Consider the following 20,433-nt stretch of genomic DNA (forward strand, 5'->3'; position numbering starts at 1 on the left):
TAAATTTCAGTCGTCGGCTTGTATTTTCAGTGTCCGAAAAGCACTGGTATGCCAGTCTGCTCTAACATTGCTTGCGTCGTTCCTCCAAAAATTGATTCACGCATATAGGAATGCCCATAAGCGCCCATCACAACCAGGTCGGCCCCCATTTCGCGCGCGCGCGTTTGAATGCAGTGTTCGATTGAATTCCCGCCACGCGGGAACTGCGACACGGTCACGTTGCAACAATGATGGCTGAGCCATCCAGCAATGTCAGTTCCGCGCACTTGTCCTTCTACGTCATCAGGCGGCGGCAAATCAAAACACCCAATCACAACTTTGCTGGTTACCCGAAGAAAGGGTAAAGCTAAATGCGCAGCCCTAGAGGCAGGCAAGCCATCATTCCATGCCAGAAAAATGCAGTCGCGCCGGACAAACGGATCCCCATTTACCATCAAGGCGATTGGTGAGTAGAACAGTACTCCGCACGCAATCCTATGAAACAAGTCGGGGTCTTTTCTCAATTCGGCGTCTAGAAAAGCGATATCCGAACTATTGGCTTGCTGTGCCACAAGGTGCTGTAACTCTAATCCAGATCCGATAAAGGCGATTACTTTTGCCGACACACCTTGTCGCTCCAGAAGCGCTTCAACCTCAGCAGCTCGAGACTTTAAGGCTACGTTTTTAGCCTTCAGAAGATCCAACCAGTTTGAAGGAAGGCCGGCCTCAACGAACCTGTTTGAGCCATACTTTAGGTAAGGTAGGTTGGGTAAAGCGGCAACCAAAATACACGTCAAATGACCGTTCTGGATACGTGCTGCTTCGGCACATTCCAAAATGCGCTCATCGTCCGTATTAACTCCCAGATAATACGTCGAAGTTCTGTGTTGCATCCTTGGCCTCCGTACTAGGCTTCACAACGCTCAGGGGTTGAACGCGCTATTTCAATCAACACAGAGGCAATATTGCCGATCGTTCTTCTTACTTCGGCATCATGAAGAACTCTTCGAGAACGATCTTGCCTTCTGCCACTGAATACACCGCTATCTCACGCAAGGTTATATGCTCACCCGTGGCCTTCTGAACCACTTCAGCCCTGAACCGCACTCCAAAACGGTTGGGTGGGTGGACGTAAGGACCATCCACGTCGAGTTCTTGTATTTCGTGCGATGCCAACCAATCTTCTCTTTTTCCCTTGATGCCTTCCCGGCCCTTTGTAACGCGAAATTGTCGAACAGGAGGCACAACTGCCTCTATCGACTGTGCATTTTCGGCATACATTTCATCAACACTTGCAAGGCCCCTGCGCTCACGCATGGCCTGAACGAATGATCTTCCGATTTCAACTAAGTCTTCCATATCCACCTCATTGCTTTGGCACACACTGTAACACGCGTTGACCCCGCCAATCTTGACAAGGATCAATGAGCTTATCGACGGAGCTGTCACGTGGGTGCTGCCAGACGAACGCGAACTAGGCTCAATTAGGGCAAAACGGCTGAATTTTTGGTCGCACGAAGACCGCGCCACTAAGTGATCGCGGGACACGAGTCAGCTTGAAAGTGTCTCGGCTGCAGAACGATCCTTTCCGATTGAAATGGTTGCGGACACCCTGCCCGCCTCAATCCAAGTTCCTCCGGCAAGACCGCCAATCAAATAATTCGAGCTGAAAAGCGAGCAAAAAAGTTTCCCTTTAGCCTCTGAAACAAAGGTCCCTCAGGTAATTGAGTCCGAGATCGGTGCCGACAGCAGCAATATGTGCTATGGTTTCCTTTTTTACTTTCAGCAACGCAAGAGGTCGGACTTGTCTAACAGTCGTGTAGAACTGCGTTATTTTTCAATAGCATTGGTGCCGGTTTTGATTTTCGGCTTGCATGAGCTGATCCACCATCATCTGATTGCAACTGATTTGAACGTGCCGCTCGAAATACTGAATGATGAAGTTACGTGGCTGGAAGCCGTTGGCCGATTTCGGTTTCTTGCGGCGTCTTGGTTTTTTGCGTCTCTTGCCGTGTTGGCAGTGGCTCTGCTTGTCCGCAACTTGGCAAGACCAATGGCGCAACAAACAAGAATTACTGCGATTGCCACGGTACTTGCCATATTCACCCTAGCGGTGGTTCCAACAATCGAACAATATTTGACTTCGGCCACACCTCGAATTTACCACCAGGTCGGGAAAGCTGTCTTCGAAACGGCGCTGTCACTTGGAACGCTGCCAGGGTGTTTAGAACCTGACGATCAATGGCTTTTGGGCACGTGCGGAGAGATACCTGTTTTTACAATGTTTATGCGGGTGTTGGATATCATCAACGCGCTCGCCGGACTTGCGGTCGGTTCACTGATAGTTGGTATGATCCTGTGCCTGGCGAGCAGTGATCACGAAAGTGTTGAAGAAACAGCTGCAGAACTAGCCAGAAGCCTTCACCAGATGCGGCAGCAGCTATACTTGTCCAGTCTGGTTCTGACCTTTGGAATGTTCTTTGCGTCGAGCTGGATGTATTGGCCTCTGCCTTTGATCTCCGAAACTGAAAAAGCCGCGTACAACTCGCTCATCACAGCATCCGCGCTATTTACCGGAACTTATTTTTGTCTGCTTATGCTGAGTTTCTACCTTCCGGTCGCACTGATTTTGGATAGCAGGATTAAAAACCTTAGCCTCATGGTAAGCAAAGGTGAAATGAACAAACAGAGCTTTGATATCGAAGACTGGAAAACCGCGCACGGGTTGAAAGAAGGTGTGGGTGAGATCTTGCGCACAGGGCTGGCAATCGTTGCACCAATTTTGGCTTCATTCGCAGGTGGAATAGCTCCGCTTGCTGTCTAATCCATGTTGTCGGAGGAATGCCACCCGGTCTCTGACAGTTCATCGAGGCAGCATTAAGCCTCTTCGAACAAACCGAAATACCTGGTCAATACCGGAGCCAGATTATCACCCTTAAAAGCTCTGGACTGGTTTTGAATTACTTGAATAGCGATTGCTCAATCATGCGCGAAGGCTGCGAAAGGCACCTGTTCTGGGTGCTGTCAGACGAATTCGAACCAGTCTCAGTTTGCCGCGGAAACCGCGAACCTATCCGGAACAAAGCTGACGCCACTCGCTAAGAGCGGCGGCGCGGGTCAGCTTGAAGGTGTCTCGACTGGCTAGCGATCTTTCCTGGTTGAAGTGATTGTAGACGGAGGAATGGACGGAGGCGAATTTCTGTAGACTTCGCATGCGCCTGAAACGCTGCATCGCGCGTTCGCGTCGTCGAAACGGCAGGTGTGAATTCTCGGCGCGGTTGTTGAGCCACCTGCCCGTCTGTTGTTTATCGAGTGCGCCTATTTCTCTGAGCGCAGCCTTGTAGGAAGCGAAGCGATCTGTGACGACCTCCTTGGCGCAACCGTGCCGTTTCATCAATTTCCTGAGGAATTTTAGTGCTGCAGCCTTGTTTCGGCGCTTGGTGACAACTGCTTCCAGCACTTCACCTTCGTGATCTACTGCACGCCACAGATAATGTCGCTTGCCATTCACCTTTACGAAAACCTCGTCCACGTGCCACTTCCATTTCGAGAACGCGCGCAGCTGCTGCACACGCTTCCGTCGGATCTCAGCTGCAAACATTGGACCAAACCTGTTCCACCAATATCGGACGGTTTCGTGGCTCACGTCGATGCCTCGCTCGTGCAACAGATCTTCGACATTTCGAAGCGAGAGCGGGAAACGGATGTACAGCATCACCGCAAGGCGGATGACCTCGGGACTGGTTTTGAAGTACTTGAAAGAGGCAGGTTTGGTCATGGGCAAAAGCTACGCAACCGTCCTGCCTGCCTCAAGACAAGTTCTTCTGACAAGACCAGCGCTAAGACGAGTTTTTCTGGCAAGTCGCTACCAATTATTCATCTTTTTCATAAACTATAAATGGCGTTCTCTTAGCGACTTTGTCGTACAGAACTCGACCGGGATAATTAAATTCTTGAGTTGTCCAGTAGGTGGTCGGAACACCGTCCTGCTTGGCGATCTGGAAGACAGTTTCGATTAGAGCTCGACCAACACCTTTTCCTCTAACCTGCTGATCAGCGAAGAGATCCATCAAATAACAGGTATCCTCCACCGACCACATGAACCTATGGTAAAGGTAGTGCGCTAGTCCAACCGGTTTCCCTTCTAACTCAGCGATGAGGCAATTGTATTCACCTGCATCTGTTGACAACAATCTGTTGAACGAAACCTCGTAGACTTCTTCTGAGACAGAGGTCTCGTAGAAATCCAAGTATGCCGTCCATAAGCGCCGCCACTCTTCGTTGTCTTTCAATTCAAGCGGACGGATGATTAAGCCTTCCGGCATGGGTGATTTCTCCTGCGTTCCCTTGAGTGCGTACAACCGAGATCGTCCAGCGCAGTCAAATCGGCTGCTGCCGGACATCCAGACGATCATGTCTAAGTGGAATGTCCTCATCCACTGCTTCGTCCAATTCCTGCGCGTATCGATGGCCTGAATAAACCGCCGCCGCAATTATCGCCGGAGCGTCGCAATCTCCTATGCGACGAAGGCTGAACGGCAAATCCTCGGAACTCGCCCGCCCCAGTAATCCCCTGTAGAGACCATCATTTGGCTTCCGAGCAGTAACCATCACTATGTTGGCAACCGGAACATTCACATTTGGACCGCCATAGGCGCACTCCAACTCTGCGATTTCGCCATCAAATTGCTTAAGCGACTTTGACGGCAGGACCTCGACCCCTAAGCGAAGCAAATGCCTTCTGATGCGCCAACGTTCGGACGTATTTCTTGCCCAGTCAGAAACACTGTCAAACGGTGTGACCAGCGTGACGGCATGTCCCTGCGTTCTGATTTTTTCAGCAACAACACTGGCCATGTAGTAGCCATCACCATCAAAAACGAGCGTTGGTCCAATGGGAAGATTCCCATCCATGATGTCATCGGGAGTAAAGACCCGACCTAAGGCTGACCCTTTTGCGACCGGGGCGAAACGTTCTTCGTCAAAATGCTCTTTTCGCCAAGTCGCGCCGGTTGCGATCGCAACGTGGTCAGCATCGACGGCCAAGATATCGTCAACTGTCAGCGGGCTTTCACGGTAGATTTCAACGTTGGGCATCTCCATCAATTGCTGCTCGCGATAATCTTTGACGCGAATGTACTCGCTCATTCCAGGCAGAGCCGCTTCGCGCGAGACCCTGCCACCCAACTCACGAGTAGCTTCCGCCAATTGGACATCATACCCACGCACGCCAAGTGCCCGTGCCGCTTCCAGTCCGGCAGCGCCTGCCCCGACAATCAAGACGCGCGCATCTGAGGATTTCTTACGAATGATTTCAGGGTGCCAGCCTTTGCGCCACTCCTCTCCCATTGTTGGGTTCTGAGTGCATCGAATAGGTACCCCTATCGAGTCACTGGCGTAACAAACATTGCATCCGATACACTCGCGGATCGCGGACAAGCGTCCTTCTTCGATCTTCTTTGGAAGGTAAGGATCAGCGATTGAGGGGCGTGCAGCCCCAATGAAATCCGTAATCCCCCGCCTGACTTGCGAGACCATGGTATCAGGTGACGTGAAGCGACCAACGGTCACGACGGGCTTATCCGTCACGGACTTGACCCAATGCATATAGGGTTCAAGAGCAGCTTCTTTAGTAAAACGGGAGACACCCATCTCAACCGAGTAATCTGCGATGTTGATATCCCACAAATCCGGAAGATCGGAGAGCATCTCAAACATCTCTCGTCGCTCACCATAGATTGGCTGGCCATCCTCGCCGATCTCTTCGTCAGCCGAGAACCGAACGGCCACGGCGCACCGGTCGCCAACGGCGTCCTTGGTTTCCTGAATCAATTCTCGGGTGAGACGCACCCTATTTTCTAAGTTGCCACCATATTCGTCACCGCGCGTATTCACGCGCGGATGCAAAAAATTCGAGATCAGGTATCCGTGCGTTGCATAGACATAGACAACGTCAAATCCAGCGTCCCGTGCCCTCAATGCGGCCTTTCGATGCCAGCGGCGTAGATCCCGGATGTCCTGCTTGTCCATTGCACGGGTCTGAAAAGGGTGCCCTTTCGTATTGGGACGGCTGTCGACGTCCATGCTCGGCAACCGGGAAAACAAGTTGTTCGAGTTGGCGCCTCCGTACCAAAGCTCAGCACCTGCCAGGCTACCGTATTCGTGTACGGCATCGGTCATAAGGGTGTGCGCCCGAACATCACTTTCATCCCAAAGCGAAGCATAAGGATGCGGTAGGTCATCAGACGACGGGTGGATCGAGTTATACTCTGTGCATATGACGCCCCACCCCCCTTGCGCCTTCACTTTTCGCATTGCAGCAAGAGTACGCGGATATTGCCAACCCATACCTGTACAGTGCGGCACCTGATAGAACCGATTTGGCGCAGTAACTGGCCCGATTTGAACCGGTTCGAAAAGGATATCGTAGCGAGGGTCCCTATCCATTTTTTGATCCTTGGTTGGCTGCGCCATGCGCTGGCTGATCTTGTCTGGAGTGTCCGGTTTGAAAGCCGCTCTGTTTCAACCACCGTTTTTGAACGCGGGCATTCGAAAGTGATCTGGGTAGACCTTGGCAAGAAAGGCGGCAATGTGATCCCGGGCAACCGAACGTTGAAAGTTCTCGGGATAGGTCAAAAGCTCCAACCAGATTCCGTCGTACAGAGATTCCAGAATATTGACGACTTGCCTTGGCGGTATGTCCTTGTATCCACCGTCTTCAGCAATCTCTGAACACAGTCTCAGTGCTACGTCGTACCGCTCCTGATCGATGTCATTGATCAGACTGCGATAGACTTCGCGCCGTCCTGCCTCTCCAAAAAACGCAAACCAAACAGCTAGCTTTTTTGGCGTGCAAATCTGAGGGTAAAAGTGCGCATCGACGATCGCCAACAATTTTTCAGGCGCTGACAATCCTGCATTGTCAAAGGCTTCCAACCACTGTTCGTGGTGTTCCTTTGCTAGAAACAGCAACGTTTCTTCCAGCAAGTTCTGCTTACTTTTGAAGTGGAAGTTGACGATGCCCAATGACAAACCTGCAATCTCGGTCACTGTGGACATGGTCGTTCCACCAATCCCGTTTTCGGCAATCGAGTCGATTGTCGCATCGATGAGTTGTTGTCTCCTTACCTCCTTGGACTCGGTACGACGCCGTCCCTCAGGGTTTGTTTTTTCGATTGGCGATTGTCTCACCAAAATGCATCCCATCTACTAAGCACTTCTTTTGTCTTGCCTGCCCCCAACAGCCGTTCTCACTCAGCGTGTGGACGATTGACATCTAAGCGATAGATGCCATTGATTGAACGATCATTCAATGGAAAAGAGAAAATGATGTGAAAACATCCGGACGTACGCAATCGCAGATCTAGAGTTCCGACCAAAAAGTGAAAACCGGATCGTGCACCAAAGAAATAACTCTACGATGCAAAGCCCCCAAAGGCTCAACGCGGCCTTCAATGGCGGCCCAAGCCGCGTCTGCCTGCGATTGATCCCTGAACTCTACAACAGCCATAAGCGTATGGTTGCGCAGCTCGTCGGTATCGTAACCACTTGCGGGGATGCGCCTGCACAAAGGCGCACCCTCGGCGGCAAGGTCCGTCTTGATCAAGTGTTCGACAAACGCGTTCCACGCCTGCTCGAATGCATCGAGCTCGACGGTTGGTTTCAATTCGAATTGGTTCAAAAGTCTGGGCATTCGTCACATACTATCCGGCAAGTATCACGAGCCAAACCTACGTAGTTCCCCCCACAAGGCAAGCGCGAGGCCACTAGATGATCCGAAACGAAAACCCAGTCATTGCAAATAGCCTGTGGTCAGCAACAGCAGGCTATTCGTCAGAATGTCCACAATTGGTTGGCGAACAGCACTCTGACGTGACCGTGATTGGCGCCGGGTTTACCGGGCTTTCGGCAGCACTTCACCTGGCCGAGAAAGGCGTCAAAGCTGTTGTCATCGATGCGCATCATCCGGGCTGGGGAGCTTCTGGACGTAATGGCGGTCAAATCAATGTAGGCCTAAAGGACGGGCCGACGGGCATCAAAACCAAATTTGGTGACATCTGGGGAACCAGAATGATCCGAATGGCCGGTGACGCCGCCGATCTTGTGTTTGACTTAATAACTCGGCACGGGATTGAGTGCGACGCAAATCGTCCTGGCTGGCTGCGCGCGGCGCATAGTAAAAAAACACTCAGTGAACTACACAAACTAGCCGAGGATTGGGACAACCACGGCGGGGGTATGGTATCGCTTGATCAAAGCGAAATGCAGCGACTGACCGGGACTGAAGCTTACCTTGGCGGCGTTCTGGATCGCCGCGGCGGTGTTTTGCACCCGTTAAACTATGCACTTGGGCTGGCCGAAGCAGGTCGCCGCAATGGCGTGCAAATTTTCGGTGGAACGCCTGCCAAGCAGATTTTGTCAGAGGCCGGTCGCTTTCGGATTGAAACTCCCAAAGGAGCGGTTATCTCAGAAAAAGTGCTGATCTGTACGAACGCCTATTCTGGAGATCTGCATCCGCGCTTGGCTAAATCCGTTTTGCCCGTTCGCTCGGTCCAAGTCGCTACGGCGCCCCTGTCCGACAATGTCCGCCAGTCAATTCTGCCAGAAGGCAACGCTTTGTCGGACGCACGACGCCTGCTTCTGTACTTCAGGCAAGACGCGGAAGGTCGCTTTCTGATGGGAGGACGCGGCACATACAACGACAATTCCACTCTCGAACAAATTGAGCGGTTGAAACGCATTTCTGTTGAACTTTTCCCCCAGTTATCTGGAGTTCAGTGGGAATACGAGTGGGGCGGCTTTGTTGCATTGACGAGAGATCACTATCCACATCTGCATGAGCTCACACCGGGGATTATGACAGGTTTGGGATATAATGGGCGCGGCGTTGCTATAGCTACTACAATGGGGCGCGTCCTCGCTAAATGGGCGAGTGGAACCAAATCAGACGAGTTGGAATTTCCGGTCACCCCCCTCAGACCACTGCCTTTCTCCTTTGCGAAAGAGACTCTGGTCGAAGCGGAAATCCTGCGCCTGAAACTCTTAGACAAGTTGGGCCTTTAGAAGGCCAGCAAACAGCGCCGCTTAGCGGTTTTGGGAGAAGAAGCGATAGGTCAACGCGATAGCCGCCAAAGAGAGACCTGAGCCGTATCCGATCCAAACTCCGTTGGGACCGAACCCAAGCCAAAAGCCCAGCGCATATCCAAGCGGCAATGCAAAGAGCCAATATGCAATCAGGGTAATCGCAACAGGAACGTGATTGTCCATCATGCCCCGAAAAGCGCCCAGCATTGTCCCCTGCACGCCATCTGCGATCTGCATTGCAGCAATCACAAGGAACATCGATATCGCGAGAGAAACAACTTTTGGATCATCTGAGAGGCTATTGGCCAAAGGAGCGCGGCCAATCAAAATACCAGTAACGACAACGGCCATCCAACTAACGATGACCAACAGCGATGCCAATACTATCGGCTTCAGCCTTTCTTTTTCATTGGCGCCAATGGCCTGAGCTACACGTATCGAAATTGCAATCGAAACGCCCAAGGGCACCATGTAAACTACGTCGCTGACCGCAGAAACGATTTGATGCGCGGCGAGCGCAGCGGCGCTGAACCAACCAAGCATAAGGCCGGCAACTGCGTAAGCGGCCCCCTCCCCCAGATAACCAACGGAGATAATGAATCCTTCTTTGAGCTGCGCTTTGACCTCGGATCTGTCGAAACTCGCGGCCCTCAGAAGGCCTCTCTTTCTTTTCCATACTCGTATGATCACGAGCGCCATGATCAACGGCACTATCTGAGACAACAGACTTGCAATCCCGGCGCCAACAAGACCCAGACCTGGCCAGCCACCAACTCCGTGGATCAAAACATAGTTTGAAGGGATGTTGAAACCGACCGCAAGAAACGCAAGACCAACCCCAATCCACGGACGGTTCATGGCGTCAAAGAGAGCCTTAAGCGTGTAGAAAACCGTGAAGGGCACCAAAAGAAGGCTCATCGCAATCCAATACCCGCCAATTAGACTGACCACTTCAGGCGGCTGCCCAATCCAAGAAAGAGCAGGCTTAAGGCAGATCATTGCAACAGCGCCAACTGACCCCACGACTAGGGAAACAAAAACCCCGGCGTTTGTTGCTGCTGCCAACCCTTGGTCACTTGTTTTCCCAAAAGCTTCGGCCATACGCACACCAATTGCGGACACAAAGCCGTAGAGCGCTGAATAGAAAATGATCAGCACCGAGGCCGTAATTGAGACCGCCGCCAGAGGAAGTGTGCCCAACGGGGCCACCATCACTGTGTCAACGACGCCAATCAAAGCAGCAGCAGCAAGAGAAATGACTATCGGAAAGGCAAGCCGCGCAAGGTAACGCGCCTCTTTTAAGATGGCGCCCCAGGATGGCCGAGGCCGCTGCGATATCCGAACTCGCGTCATATTGTGGGGCCTTTCAGTCGAAATTGACTAAGCCGTATCTCCAAGTAATTCTGGAACCAAACGAACAAGGCATCCCCAGGCAGCTTGCTCCGCCTGCTTTCGGCTCAGGCCTTCCGGAGCTAGATGCAATCGTTGCCAATAGCCATCCGTTAATGTCTCCATCCATTCAGCCATTTGATCTGCTGATATAGCGTCGTCTGCTGAGAGCAGTTCATTCCAGATCAATCTCAAAGTCTCTCTTCGACGTGTCTCAAAATGCTCGGCAACTTCGTCATACTGCAGCTGAAATCGAAGCTCGCCCCAAAATGCATACCAAAGGGGCAAGACATCGGGACCACAGGCATCCGGGTGGAAGTCAGCTTTTATCAAAGCCCTTATCTTTTCGGCGGGCTTGTCCCCTGCTCGCTCTAAAGAAGCTGTCCAGTGCTTTTCGTAACGCTGGTAAAGGTCGCGCAATGTTTCTGTCAGAAGACCTAGTTTTGACTTGAAGTAAAACGCCGCGACACCCTGAGAAAGCTCAGCCTCAGACGCCACCGTTGCAAGCGTCGTTTTTGCCAACCCGTGCGTCAATATAGAGCGGCAAGCCGCGTCCAGCAGCTGCCGGCGACGACGATCTGCGTTCTCCTTCCGCTCTTTGCGAGGACGTTTCCGCTCAACTTCGACCAATTGCCGCTCCTCCTACGAATGCAGCCATCTACAGCGCGCAAAAAAGATGCGTCAATAGCTTGAAGTTTATTTGATCGCTCAAATAAACTTTACGAACGCGCACCCGATCTGTAAACGGAAGAGAAAGGGATGGAGCAATTTGACAGTTGATAACAGATACGATGTGATTGTGGCTGGCGCTGGTCACAACGGATTAACCGCCGCAGCCTATTTGGCGCGCGCTGGCATGCGTGTTTTGGTGGTCGAAAAGAACGACTGGATTGGTGGCGCGGCAGTCAGCCGGTCGCTACACGAGGGTTGGACATACTCCAACTGCTCGTACGTTTGCTCTCTTCTGCGGCGCGAGATTGCCAGGGACCTCGAGCTTCCGAAATACGGACTTCAGGTTATTCCGTATGAAGGCGGCGCGAGCTTCACACGCGATGGGGATTACTTCGCCTACTATTCCGATCACAACGCACTGAAGCGTGAGATGGCACGTCATTCTGAAAAAGATGCCGACGCCTATCGCCGCTATTCGCAAGCCATTATGCGGCAATGCCGTTTTATCCGTCCCTTTCTACTTCGGGACGCACCGGACCCCGCTTCTCTCCATCCGCGCGATCTCGGCGAACTGGCATACCTCGTAAAAAAAGCACATGGTCTGGGCAGTCGGGAGCTTGGTGAAACGCTGAAGTTCTGGACAATGTCCATTGGTGACTTCTTGGATGAACATTTCGAAAACGACCTGATTAAGGCCCATTTGGCAGGCTCAGGTATTATCGGAACCGGCCTCGGGGTGTATTCGCCCGGAACAGCCTACGTTCTGCTGCACCACTACATGGGTGACATTGATGGCGGCATCGGTGCCTGGGGTTTCGCGCGCGGTGGGATGGGCGCGATTTCGAATGCGATTGCTGCCTCATTCAAAGAGCACGGGGGTACGATTCACACAGGTTCAGGGGTTGAGAAAATCCTCAGCAAAGATGGACGCGTTGAAGGTGTAGCTCTCGAGGACGGCAAGGTTTTTTATGCCCCTGTCGTTGCCTCCAATATGGATATCAAACGCACTGTTCTGCACCATATTGACGCGGCCGAGTTGCCGGATGACTTCACCAAGGCGGTGCGGAACTTCAAAATTCGCGGATCTTCGGCGAAACTCAACATCGCACTTGATCGCTTTCCAAATTTCCCTGCAGCACCCGAGCACACCAGCTTCCTCAGGGGTGATTTGCATGTGTCGCAGAGCCTCCTTGAACTTGAAAAGGCCTACGATGATTGGAAAGTCGGGCGCTGGTCGGAAAAGCCTTATATTGACATGCTCATCCCTAGCCAGATTGATCCGACTATGGCGCCGACAGGTGCCCACATGATGACGGTTTTCGTCCAATATGCGCCTTATGACCTAGAAGTCGACGGCGTTAAATCGGCCGAGAATTGGGACGAAAAGCAGCGCAACGCGATGGCAGAAACTGTACTCGACCAGATGTCTGTGGCGTGTCCCGACATTCGCGAGCGCGTTGTTCATATGGAAGTTCGCTCACCATTAGAAATTGAGCGCGAGGTCGGTCTGACAGAGGGCAACATTTTCCAAGGCGAACTGACTTTTGATCAGCTTTTCTTCAATCGGCCCGTCCCGGGTTGGTCGCAGTACAATTTACCTATCAAGGGGCTTTATTTGTGCGGGTCGTCCGCCCATCCCGGCGGAGGGGTTATGGGGGCCCCAGGTGCAAACGCTGCCCGCGCTATTCTCAGAAAAGAAACACGGCATGGCCGAATGAAGGGGTATGCCGCATGAGCCAATTTGATGCGATTGTCGTTGGCGGCGGTGTAAACGGCCTGATTGCCGGAACACTCCTTGGTCGACGCGGCAAGAATGTCTGTATCATTGAGAAATCCGACAGGTTCGGCGGCATGGCGTCTTATTCTGTGGACGGCGGTCCGACCCTTGCACATTCGCTATACAACCTGAGCCCGCGGGCATTGGGTGACATCGGCATAGGTATTCAACACCCTGTCCTGTCCAGCAAACCCGTCTCCACGGTCTCTCTGTCTGAGGATGGGCGGCACATCGTCTTCAAGAACGACGGCGTGTATTGGAGCGACGGGACAAAACACCGGGAATCAGATGCCTGGTCTGATCTGACACGCCAGCTGATTACATATGGAGACCTTTTGCGCCAACTCGCCGAGGCTCCACCTCCTGGGGGGCAAAAGGCCATCCTTTCCCGGGGTGCGCTCAACGAGTTCTTGCGCCTGGCGAAACTGGGCATAGACCTGAAAAAGCTGGGCAAATCTGAAATGCGGCGTTTCCTGCAGGTCGTCTTATCTAATGTCCACGACATTATCCTAGATGACCTGTCGGAAGGACCGGTGGCTGGAATGCTTGCTGCTGATGCAATCTGGGGGACAGCCACTGGTCCAAGATCTCCGGGCACTGTGTTCAATCTGATCTATCGTTTGGGTCACGGAGGGACCATCACTCAACCAGCAGGCGGGATGTGCGCGTTAACCGATTTGATGGTGGAAGCTGCGCAAAAGGCAGGTTGCCTGCTGATGCCGGACACTGAAGTATCCCGCATTCTGTTGGACAACGATGCAGTCTCCGGAGTGGAAACCACCGATGGACGAACCATTGCCGCGCCTAATGTGCTCAGCAGCCTTGCCCCGAAACTAACAAGCCGAATGACCGGTCCCTCTGCCTTTGACATCGAAACGATGCGGCGAGTGCGAAATATACGGGCGCGTGGAACAACGGCTAAGGTCAATCTACGGCTCAAGGATAGCTCCGCCCTGCCCAGCCTGAGTGACGAATTGGCACACGAACGTCTGATCTATGCTCCTTCTGTGGAATACGTCGAAGCTGCGTTCAATCCGGCTAAGTATGGTCAAATGTCCAAAGCACCTGTGATTGAAGCTTTCAAAATGCAGACAGCCGACGGGGCAAGCTGGCTGTCAACCATAGTGCAATATGCGCCATCTGACCTTGAAGGCGGCTGGACTGAGACTGCAAAGGAACAGCTTGCGGAAATTGCAGTCGAAACTCTTAGCCGCGCCCTGCCCGGCTTGGGTGATCAAATTGCAGGTAAGCAGGTCATAACACCGGATAAAATCGAAAGCGCAACCGGAGCGCCCGGCGGGCACTGGCACCATGCAGAAATGTCTTTGGACCAGCTCCTGACACTTCGGCCCACGAACGGGATGTCCAGATACTCCATGGGGCCGAAAGGGCTGTTCCAATGCGGTGCAGCAACGCATCCCGGTGGCGACGTCATGGGCCTCGCTGGTCGCAATGCGGCCCTGGCGGCGCTGGAGGCTCTGCCATGAGCATCTTTACCGATCCAAAACTCGGTTTGATACCCGGGCCATTTCACAAAAAACTCGAAGAGCAAAATCGCGCACAAAATTGGTACGATTGGGCCGGTTATGCTGGCCCGGGTGTGCTGGACAGTGTCGAGTTCGAGTACTTCGCGCTGCGAAATCAGGCCTCTTTGTTTGATATCTCACCAATGCACAAGTACCGATTGACCGGGCCGGACACGACCGCGATGCTCAATCGCCTCGTGACACGGGACGTCCGAAAAATCAGCGTTGGTCGCGTGGGGTACGCGGTCTGGTGTGATGAAGAGGGTATGATCATCGATGACGGGACTCTTTTCCATCTTGGCGACAACGATTGGCGCCTTTGTTGTCAGGAACAAATGCTGACATGGCTACTCGACGCTGCATGGGGTTTTGACGTTTCGGTCGTCGACGAAACTCACAGTGTTGCTGGACTTTCGCTGCAAGGGCCGACCTCTTATGCAGTTTTGGAAGCCGCTGGTTTAGATGTCAGCAAGCTGAAGCCATTCGATCTCGCTCAAATTGAACACAGTCTCATGATCTCGCGGACGGGTTTTACTGGTGACTTAGGTTACGAGCTCTGGTGCGACTGGGACAAGGCAGAAGCGCTTTGGGACAGAATTTGGAAAGGCGGCACACATCAGGGACTGCGCGCCATTGGATACGAAGCTGTAAACTTGGCCCGCATCGAAGCCGGTTTTCTGACCGCAGGTGTGGATTTTCAACCGGTTCATGCGACCGAACGGTTGCACCGAGGCCAAACACCCTTCGAACTTGGTCTGGGTCGGCTAGTCGATTTCAACAAAGGACATTTCAATGGCCGGCGAGAGCTGCTGTCCAAGCGAGAGAATCCAAGAAGCCTCCTCCTACGTTTCGATGTCGAAGGATTCAAACCCTCGGAAGGGTCGTTGATCTACAATCGACGCAAAAAAGAAGTTGGGCACATAACATCCGGGATATGGTCGCCGACCGCCAAGCGCAGCATTGCGTTGGCCCATGTCCGTATGCCGGATGCTGGCCGGTCATCTGGCTTAAAGGCCGAGATTTACACTCTGCAAGAAGGCAAATGGCGCACCAGGATGGCGCGCCTCACTCCTGTCACCAAAGCCTTTTTCGCACCGCCCCGCGCACGAGCTACGCCACCGGCCCGCACCTAAAGGAGAAGCAGACGTGAACACCCTGGGTAATACACCAACCGACGGCGACCTTGTCGCTTGGGATCGCGACCATCACCTACATCCTTGGGCCGGAACCAACGGCTTTGGGTCTGACGAGTACATGCGGGTAAATACAGCGGATGGTATCTACCTTTGGGATGCTGCCGGGAAGCGATATATCGATGGCCCTGGCGGAATGTGGTGCACACAGATCGGATATGGGCGTCAAGAGATGGCTGATACCATTTCCCAACAGGTTGTGAAGATGCCCTACGCGTCGCCGTGGTCGTTTACGACCGAACCCGCGGCAGTTTTGGCGCGAATGATCGCCGAACGTACACCAGGCGATCTGAACACGGTGCACTTCACGACCGGTGGGTCTACGGCCGTTGACACCGCACTGCGGACCGCACTTTTCATGAACAAACGGCTTGGCCGACCGGAGAAGAGGATCGTGATCGGCCGGGAAAAAGGCTACCACGGCTCAACCTTTCTCGCCGCGACTGTCACTGGAAAAGAACGTTTCGAAACGAGCTTTGAGAAAGCTCAGGATCTGGTGCGTTTTCTGCCCGACGTGAATCCCTACCACCGGCCAGAGGGCATGAGTGTTGATGCCTGGTGCGACGCCAAAGTTGCGGACCTTGAGAACCTGATTGCTGACGTCGGCGCCAACCGTATTGCCGCCTTTATCGCGGAACCGATCCTATGTTCCGGTGGCGTGATCGTTCCACCTCCGGGTTATCACAAGCGCACGCTCGAAATTTGCCGGGCAAACGACATTCTGTACATTTCGGATGAAGTCGTAACCGGCTTTGGCAGGCTGGGCCATTGGTTCGCCTCAGAAGAGGTCTTTGGCATCGTCCCTGACATTATCACCTGCGCAAAAGGTTTAACCTCGGGCTATCTGCCGCTAGGTGCCTGCGTAATCTCGGACGCAGTAGTGAAACGCATTTCAGACGCACCGGGAGAGGATGTTTTCTACAACGGCTACACATACTCCGGGCACCCTGTGAGCTGCGCGGCTGCCATTAAAAATATTGAAATCATGGAGCGCGAGGACATCCTAGGACACGTTCAACGCGTCACACCGCATTTCCAGGACCGCCTAAATCAAATAAAGGAAAAGTTTCCGATAGTTGGGGATGTGCGCGGTGACGGGCTCCTCGGGTGCATAGAATGTCGCCCTGAATTGAACGTCGAGAGTTATGAAGCGCATGTGAAGTTTGGACAGAAACTGGACGATGCGTGCGAGGAGATGGGACTCCTGTTGCGACCATTTGGAAACATGGCCGTGTTCTCGCCCCCTCTGATCATAACTCCGTCGCAGATAGATGAAATGTTCGACATCATGGAAGCTGGTATGGCGCAGGTCAGCAAGGACTACGACGCATAACGGTCATCGCGCCCATTCAAAGTTCCAGTCAGATCAGGCAGGTTTCCGACCACGGATGTGATGCGGGCAATGCTCTCCGGTTTTCAACACTGGCTGCATAGCGTCCCAGATCTCGATCTGATGTTCGATAAACTCCGCACCATGCCGAGCTTCCCAGTCGGCTCGGTTTGGCCCGGTCAATTCCTCAAGCTCAGCAGCTGATACCTGAGCATACCAAGGGTTGCGGTTGACTAACTCTACGTCCTCAAAGCCAGCCAGCTCCATCGCAGCGCGGTACTTAGAGGGCGACGCCATCTGAAACTCTAAGGCTTCCATCTTTACGTAGTGCGCCATTTCTGGTGACATCTCACCATCATGATTGGTCAGCCAGTCAGAAGCAGCGAAATGACCGCCTGGTTTGAGCACACGAAAAGCTTCCGCAGCCATCGTTACTTTGTCGGGGATATGGATTATCGAGTCTTTCGAAAACACTACGTCAAAAGCACCATCTTCGAATGGCATTGGACCTGGAGTGACCCGTATGATTTCGACCTTCTCCTCCAAGCCTGCCTGCTTAGCTCGCTCTCTCGCAGCCGCGCAAACTGGGGCCTCTACATCAATCCCCGTAACTCTAGCGGCGCCGAACTCCCGTGCCATCAACACTGCAATGGCCCCAGATCCGCATCCGATATCAAGGATATGCTTATCTTTCAGATCAATCCCTTTAACAACACGCGCAACTTCTTCAGGGCCTCCCGGTGAAAGAAACCCCTCTCCCCAGAGCTCTTCCAGAAAGCTGATTGCCTGTTGGTCATATAGGATCTCGTCTGACATAGGATTCCCCCGCATCTGATTGTCAGTCAGTCACTGCAGTGAAACCTTTTATCTCATCTCAGACAAGCTTTATCGCGAAATCGCAGGTCATAGATTCAGCCATAATTGAATGATCATTCAGTCAGTAGACAGCAAGTGATTTGGCTGGTATTCGGAGAAAAGAACGCCTAAAAGGATTTTCTCGCAATGGCTGACACCCTACCGACGCATGCCCAAACCGTGATTATTGGTGGGGGGTCGATCGGCGCGAACACGGCCTATCACTTGACTAAGCTTGGCCATACCGATGTTGTCGTTCTGGAACAGGGACAACTGACATCAGGGACCACTTGGCATGCCGCCGGCCTGATAGTAGCCGGCCTTCTCAAATCCGAAGCTGAGTGCGCTATCTACACGCACGGTCGAGACCTTTATGCGAAACTAGAGAAGGAAACCGGTATATCCACAGGTTTCCGCGACGTTGGATATCTGCAGATTGCAACCAATGAAGAACGCCTGCATGAGATGCGTCGCGTCGCAGCCTTCATGCGGCGTTTTGGGATAAACAACCACGAAGTCTCAGTAAAAGAAGCGCAGGATATGTTCCCTATAGGGGACCTCTCAGACGTCGTTGGAGCGTTCCTCATTCCGGAGGACGGTCGGGCCAACCCGGTGGACGTGACAATGTCTCTGACCAAGGGAGCCAAAAACAGAGGCGCACGTTTCTTTGAAGGCGTGCGGGTTGAAGAGATTTTAGCCAGGAACGGCACTGCGACCGGGGTCCGCACTGCGAACGGTCATACTATAACAGCCGAAAACGTTGTGATCTGCGGAGGCATGTGGTCTCGCCAACTTGGTGCAAAACACGGTGTAAATCTACCGCTCCAGGCGGCTGAACACTACTACCTGATAACGGAAAGTATCCCGGGCCTACCTCGCGATCTACCCGTTCTCGAAGACCCTTCCACCTACACTTATTACCGTGAAGAAGTCGGCGGGATGATGTTAGGGCTTTTTGAGCCCGGCGCTGCGGCTTGGAAGCTCGATGGTATCCCGGATGAATGGCAATTCGGAGAGATTGAACCAGATTGGGAACGTGTTGGGCCCGACCTGGAGAAAGCCTATTCGCGCGTGCCTGACACCATGAACTACGGTGTCAAAAAACTATTCTGCGGCCCTGAGAGCTTTACGCCTGATCTTGCGCCGCTTGTTGGCTCGACGCCTGAACTGCGCAATCTCTGGGTTGCATGTGGGATGAACTCACTTGGCATCCTGAATGGCGCGGGTACGGGAATGGTTTTGGCCCATTGGATGGTGGACGGCTTGCCGCCCATCGATGTTACCGGCATCAACGTCAATCGCTTTTCCCGTGAAATGGCGACACCGGCCTTTCGACGCGACAGAACACCTGAGTTGCTGGGAAAGCTCTTTGGTCAGCACTACCACAATGAGAACTACAAAACGGCCAGGAACGTTAAGCGTTCAATGCTCTATGACCGTCTCAAAGCGGCCGGAGCCTTTTTCGGCGAAGGAAATGGTTGGGAACAACCTGATTGGTTTGCTCCGACGCCCGAAGAGGCCAAAGTCGAGAAATACAGTTGGCATCGCCAAAATTGGTTTGAATGGCACGCTGAAGAACACCGGGCAGCACGCGAGGATGTCATCGTAATGGACATGACATCAATGGCGTGTTTCAGCGTCGAAGGACCGGATGCCTGCGCCCTCCTCTCTCGCCTTTCCTGCAATGACGTTGATGTTGAACCCGGTCGCGTCGTCTACACGGCCTGGGTAAATGAACGGGGTGGGTTTGAGGCAGACCTTACGGTTACCCGGCTATCCGATCGGAAATACTGGGTCATCGTGGGAGAAAACTCGGCGGGTCATACCGAGATGCGCATGCGACGGCACGTCCTGGACAACGAGAACGTTGTTATAACAGACATCACCGCAGGGCGCTGCCAAATCAACGTTCACGGCCCAAAGTCGCGTGAACTATTGAGCAGAATATCCGGAGCTGATTTGTCGGACGAAGGTTTTCCCTTCATGACGGCGCGTGAAATCGACATCGGGTACGCCGTAGTTATGGCCTATCGCGTGACGTTTGTTGGCGAACTCGGCTGGGAACTTCACGTACCGGCCACTCAGGCCATTCAGACCTACGATCTGATTATGGAAGCAGGTCGAGATCTGGGTGTTCGCAATGCTGGAATGCAAACTCTCAACTCCCTACGGCTAGAGAAGGCTTATCGTGATTTCGGAATTGACGTGGACAACACGGACAACCCAATTGAGGCCGGGCTTGGTTTTGCCATCAAATTGGACAAACCCGGTGGCTTCATCGGCAGGGAAGCACTCGCCACGATCAAGGCGAAAGGCACGCCCAACAACCGGATGTTGCAGTTCCTGCTAAAAGACCCAGAGCCTCTCATGTACGGCAATGAGATGATTTATCTAAACGGCAATGAAGTCGGATATATTCAAGTTGGCGGATATGGGCACACGCTCGGCGCTGCCGTCGGCATTGGTTTCGCCGAGATTGACGAACCGTTGACCGCGGACATAGTCGCAACTGGGCATTGGCAGATCGAAATCGCAGACGAGAAATACGACGCGGCAGCCTCGTTAAAGCCGCTCTATGACCCCGGCATGCACAAAATAAAGCGCTGAAGCCATATTGTTCGATGCTTT

General features: G+C 53.0%; 17 protein-coding genes. 7 read left to right on the forward strand and 10 right to left on the reverse strand.

Annotated elements, in window-relative coordinates; translation table 11 throughout:
• Nucleotides 1-26: 26 nt before the first annotated feature.
• Together GS632_RS16630 and GS632_RS16635 are read right to left on the reverse strand one after the other, a co-directional pair.
• Entirely contained in the window at nucleotides 27-872 is an 846-nt protein-coding gene (locus tag GS632_RS16630) for a universal stress protein (RefSeq protein ID WP_171722217.1), read from the reverse strand.
• A gap of 88 nt (nucleotides 873-960) precedes the next feature.
• Complete coding sequence (locus tag GS632_RS16635) at nucleotides 961-1,338, reverse strand: nuclear transport factor 2 family protein (RefSeq protein ID WP_171175016.1); 378 nt, start codon at nucleotides 1,336-1,338, stop codon at nucleotides 961-963.
• Between the two features lie 445 nt (nucleotides 1,339-1,783).
• Between GS632_RS16635 and GS632_RS16640 the strand changes: the two genes are divergently transcribed.
• Nucleotides 1,784-2,803: a hypothetical protein gene (locus tag GS632_RS16640; RefSeq protein ID WP_171237306.1), complete on the forward strand. Its 1,020-nt coding sequence runs from the start codon at nucleotides 1,784-1,786 to the stop codon at nucleotides 2,801-2,803.
• A gap of 246 nt (nucleotides 2,804-3,049) precedes the next feature.
• Here GS632_RS16640 and GS632_RS16645 read toward each other — a convergent pair whose 3' ends face one another.
• The 5 genes from GS632_RS16645 to GS632_RS16665 form a co-directional block, all read right to left on the reverse strand.
• Nucleotides 3,050-3,757, reverse strand: a complete 708-nt coding sequence (locus GS632_RS16645; protein ID WP_171722218.1) for an IS6 family transposase — start codon at nucleotides 3,755-3,757, stop codon at nucleotides 3,050-3,052.
• A 94-nt stretch (nucleotides 3,758-3,851) separates the two neighbouring features.
• Nucleotides 3,852-4,304, reverse strand: a complete 453-nt coding sequence (locus GS632_RS16650) for a GNAT family N-acetyltransferase (protein WP_170353132.1) — start codon at nucleotides 4,302-4,304, stop codon at nucleotides 3,852-3,854.
• A gap of 55 nt (nucleotides 4,305-4,359) precedes the next feature.
• Complete coding sequence (locus GS632_RS16655) at nucleotides 4,360-6,426, reverse strand: FAD-dependent oxidoreductase (protein ID WP_170352678.1); 2,067 nt, start codon at nucleotides 6,424-6,426, stop codon at nucleotides 4,360-4,362.
• 75 nt (nucleotides 6,427-6,501) lie between these two features.
• Nucleotides 6,502-7,170, reverse strand: a complete 669-nt coding sequence (locus tag GS632_RS16660; protein WP_371809131.1) for a TetR/AcrR family transcriptional regulator — start codon at nucleotides 7,168-7,170, stop codon at nucleotides 6,502-6,504.
• A 172-nt stretch (nucleotides 7,171-7,342) separates the two neighbouring features.
• Nucleotides 7,343-7,672, reverse strand: a complete 330-nt coding sequence (locus GS632_RS16665) for a DUF6614 family protein (RefSeq protein WP_170352676.1) — start codon at nucleotides 7,670-7,672, stop codon at nucleotides 7,343-7,345.
• 77 nt (nucleotides 7,673-7,749) lie between these two features.
• Between GS632_RS16665 and GS632_RS16670 the strand changes: the two genes are divergently transcribed.
• Nucleotides 7,750-9,042 (forward strand): FAD-binding oxidoreductase, encoded by a 1,293-nt coding sequence (locus GS632_RS16670; RefSeq protein WP_170352675.1) that lies wholly within the window; start codon nucleotides 7,750-7,752, stop codon nucleotides 9,040-9,042.
• 21 nt (nucleotides 9,043-9,063) lie between these two features.
• On the opposite strand, the gene GS632_RS16675 is transcribed toward GS632_RS16670, so the two are convergent.
• Together GS632_RS16675 and GS632_RS16680 are read right to left on the reverse strand one after the other, a co-directional pair.
• A complete protein-coding gene (locus GS632_RS16675) occupies nucleotides 9,064-10,416 on the reverse strand; it encodes an MATE family efflux transporter (protein ID WP_170352674.1) in 1,353 nt (450 codons plus the stop codon).
• Between the two features lie 27 nt (nucleotides 10,417-10,443).
• Nucleotides 10,444-11,082: a TetR family transcriptional regulator C-terminal domain-containing protein gene (locus tag GS632_RS16680; protein ID WP_170352673.1), complete on the reverse strand. Its 639-nt coding sequence runs from the start codon at nucleotides 11,080-11,082 to the stop codon at nucleotides 10,444-10,446.
• 163 nt (nucleotides 11,083-11,245) lie between these two features.
• On the opposite strand from GS632_RS16680, the gene GS632_RS16685 reads away from it, so the two are divergent.
• Genes GS632_RS16685 through GS632_RS16700 form a run of 4 tightly spaced genes read left to right on the forward strand, consistent with a single transcriptional unit; the run spans nucleotide 11,246 to nucleotide 16,953 of the window.
• Entirely contained in the window at nucleotides 11,246-12,859 is a 1,614-nt protein-coding gene (locus GS632_RS16685) for a phytoene desaturase family protein (RefSeq protein WP_371810102.1), read from the forward strand.
• Complete coding sequence (locus tag GS632_RS16690) at nucleotides 12,856-14,388, forward strand: NAD(P)/FAD-dependent oxidoreductase (RefSeq protein ID WP_170352671.1); 1,533 nt, start codon at nucleotides 12,856-12,858, stop codon at nucleotides 14,386-14,388. Before GS632_RS16685 ends, GS632_RS16690 begins: the two co-directional genes overlap by 4 nt.
• The gene (locus GS632_RS16695; RefSeq protein ID WP_170352670.1) at nucleotides 14,385-15,560 is read left to right on the forward strand and encodes an aminomethyltransferase family protein; all 1,176 of its coding nucleotides are present in this window, start codon (nucleotides 14,385-14,387) and stop codon (nucleotides 15,558-15,560) included. The genes GS632_RS16690 and GS632_RS16695 overlap by 4 nt, the downstream gene beginning before the upstream one ends.
• A gap of 13 nt (nucleotides 15,561-15,573) precedes the next feature.
• Entirely contained in the window at nucleotides 15,574-16,953 is a 1,380-nt protein-coding gene (locus GS632_RS16700; RefSeq protein WP_170352669.1) for an aminotransferase, read from the forward strand.
• Between the two features lie 33 nt (nucleotides 16,954-16,986).
• Here GS632_RS16700 and GS632_RS16705 read toward each other — a convergent pair whose 3' ends face one another.
• Entirely contained in the window at nucleotides 16,987-17,766 is a 780-nt protein-coding gene (locus tag GS632_RS16705; protein ID WP_170485041.1) for a class I SAM-dependent methyltransferase, read from the reverse strand.
• Nucleotides 17,767-17,952: 186 nt separating this feature from the next.
• Here GS632_RS16705 and GS632_RS16710 point away from each other — a divergent pair, with 186 nt between their 5' ends.
• Entirely contained in the window at nucleotides 17,953-20,412 is a 2,460-nt protein-coding gene (locus tag GS632_RS16710) for an FAD-dependent oxidoreductase (protein ID WP_170352667.1), read from the forward strand.
• The last annotated feature ends 21 nt before the right edge of the window (nucleotides 20,413-20,433 follow it).

Source organism: Ruegeria sp. HKCCD7296 (assembly GCF_013110775.1).
Classification (GTDB): Bacteria; Pseudomonadota; Alphaproteobacteria; order Rhodobacterales; family Rhodobacteraceae; genus Ruegeria.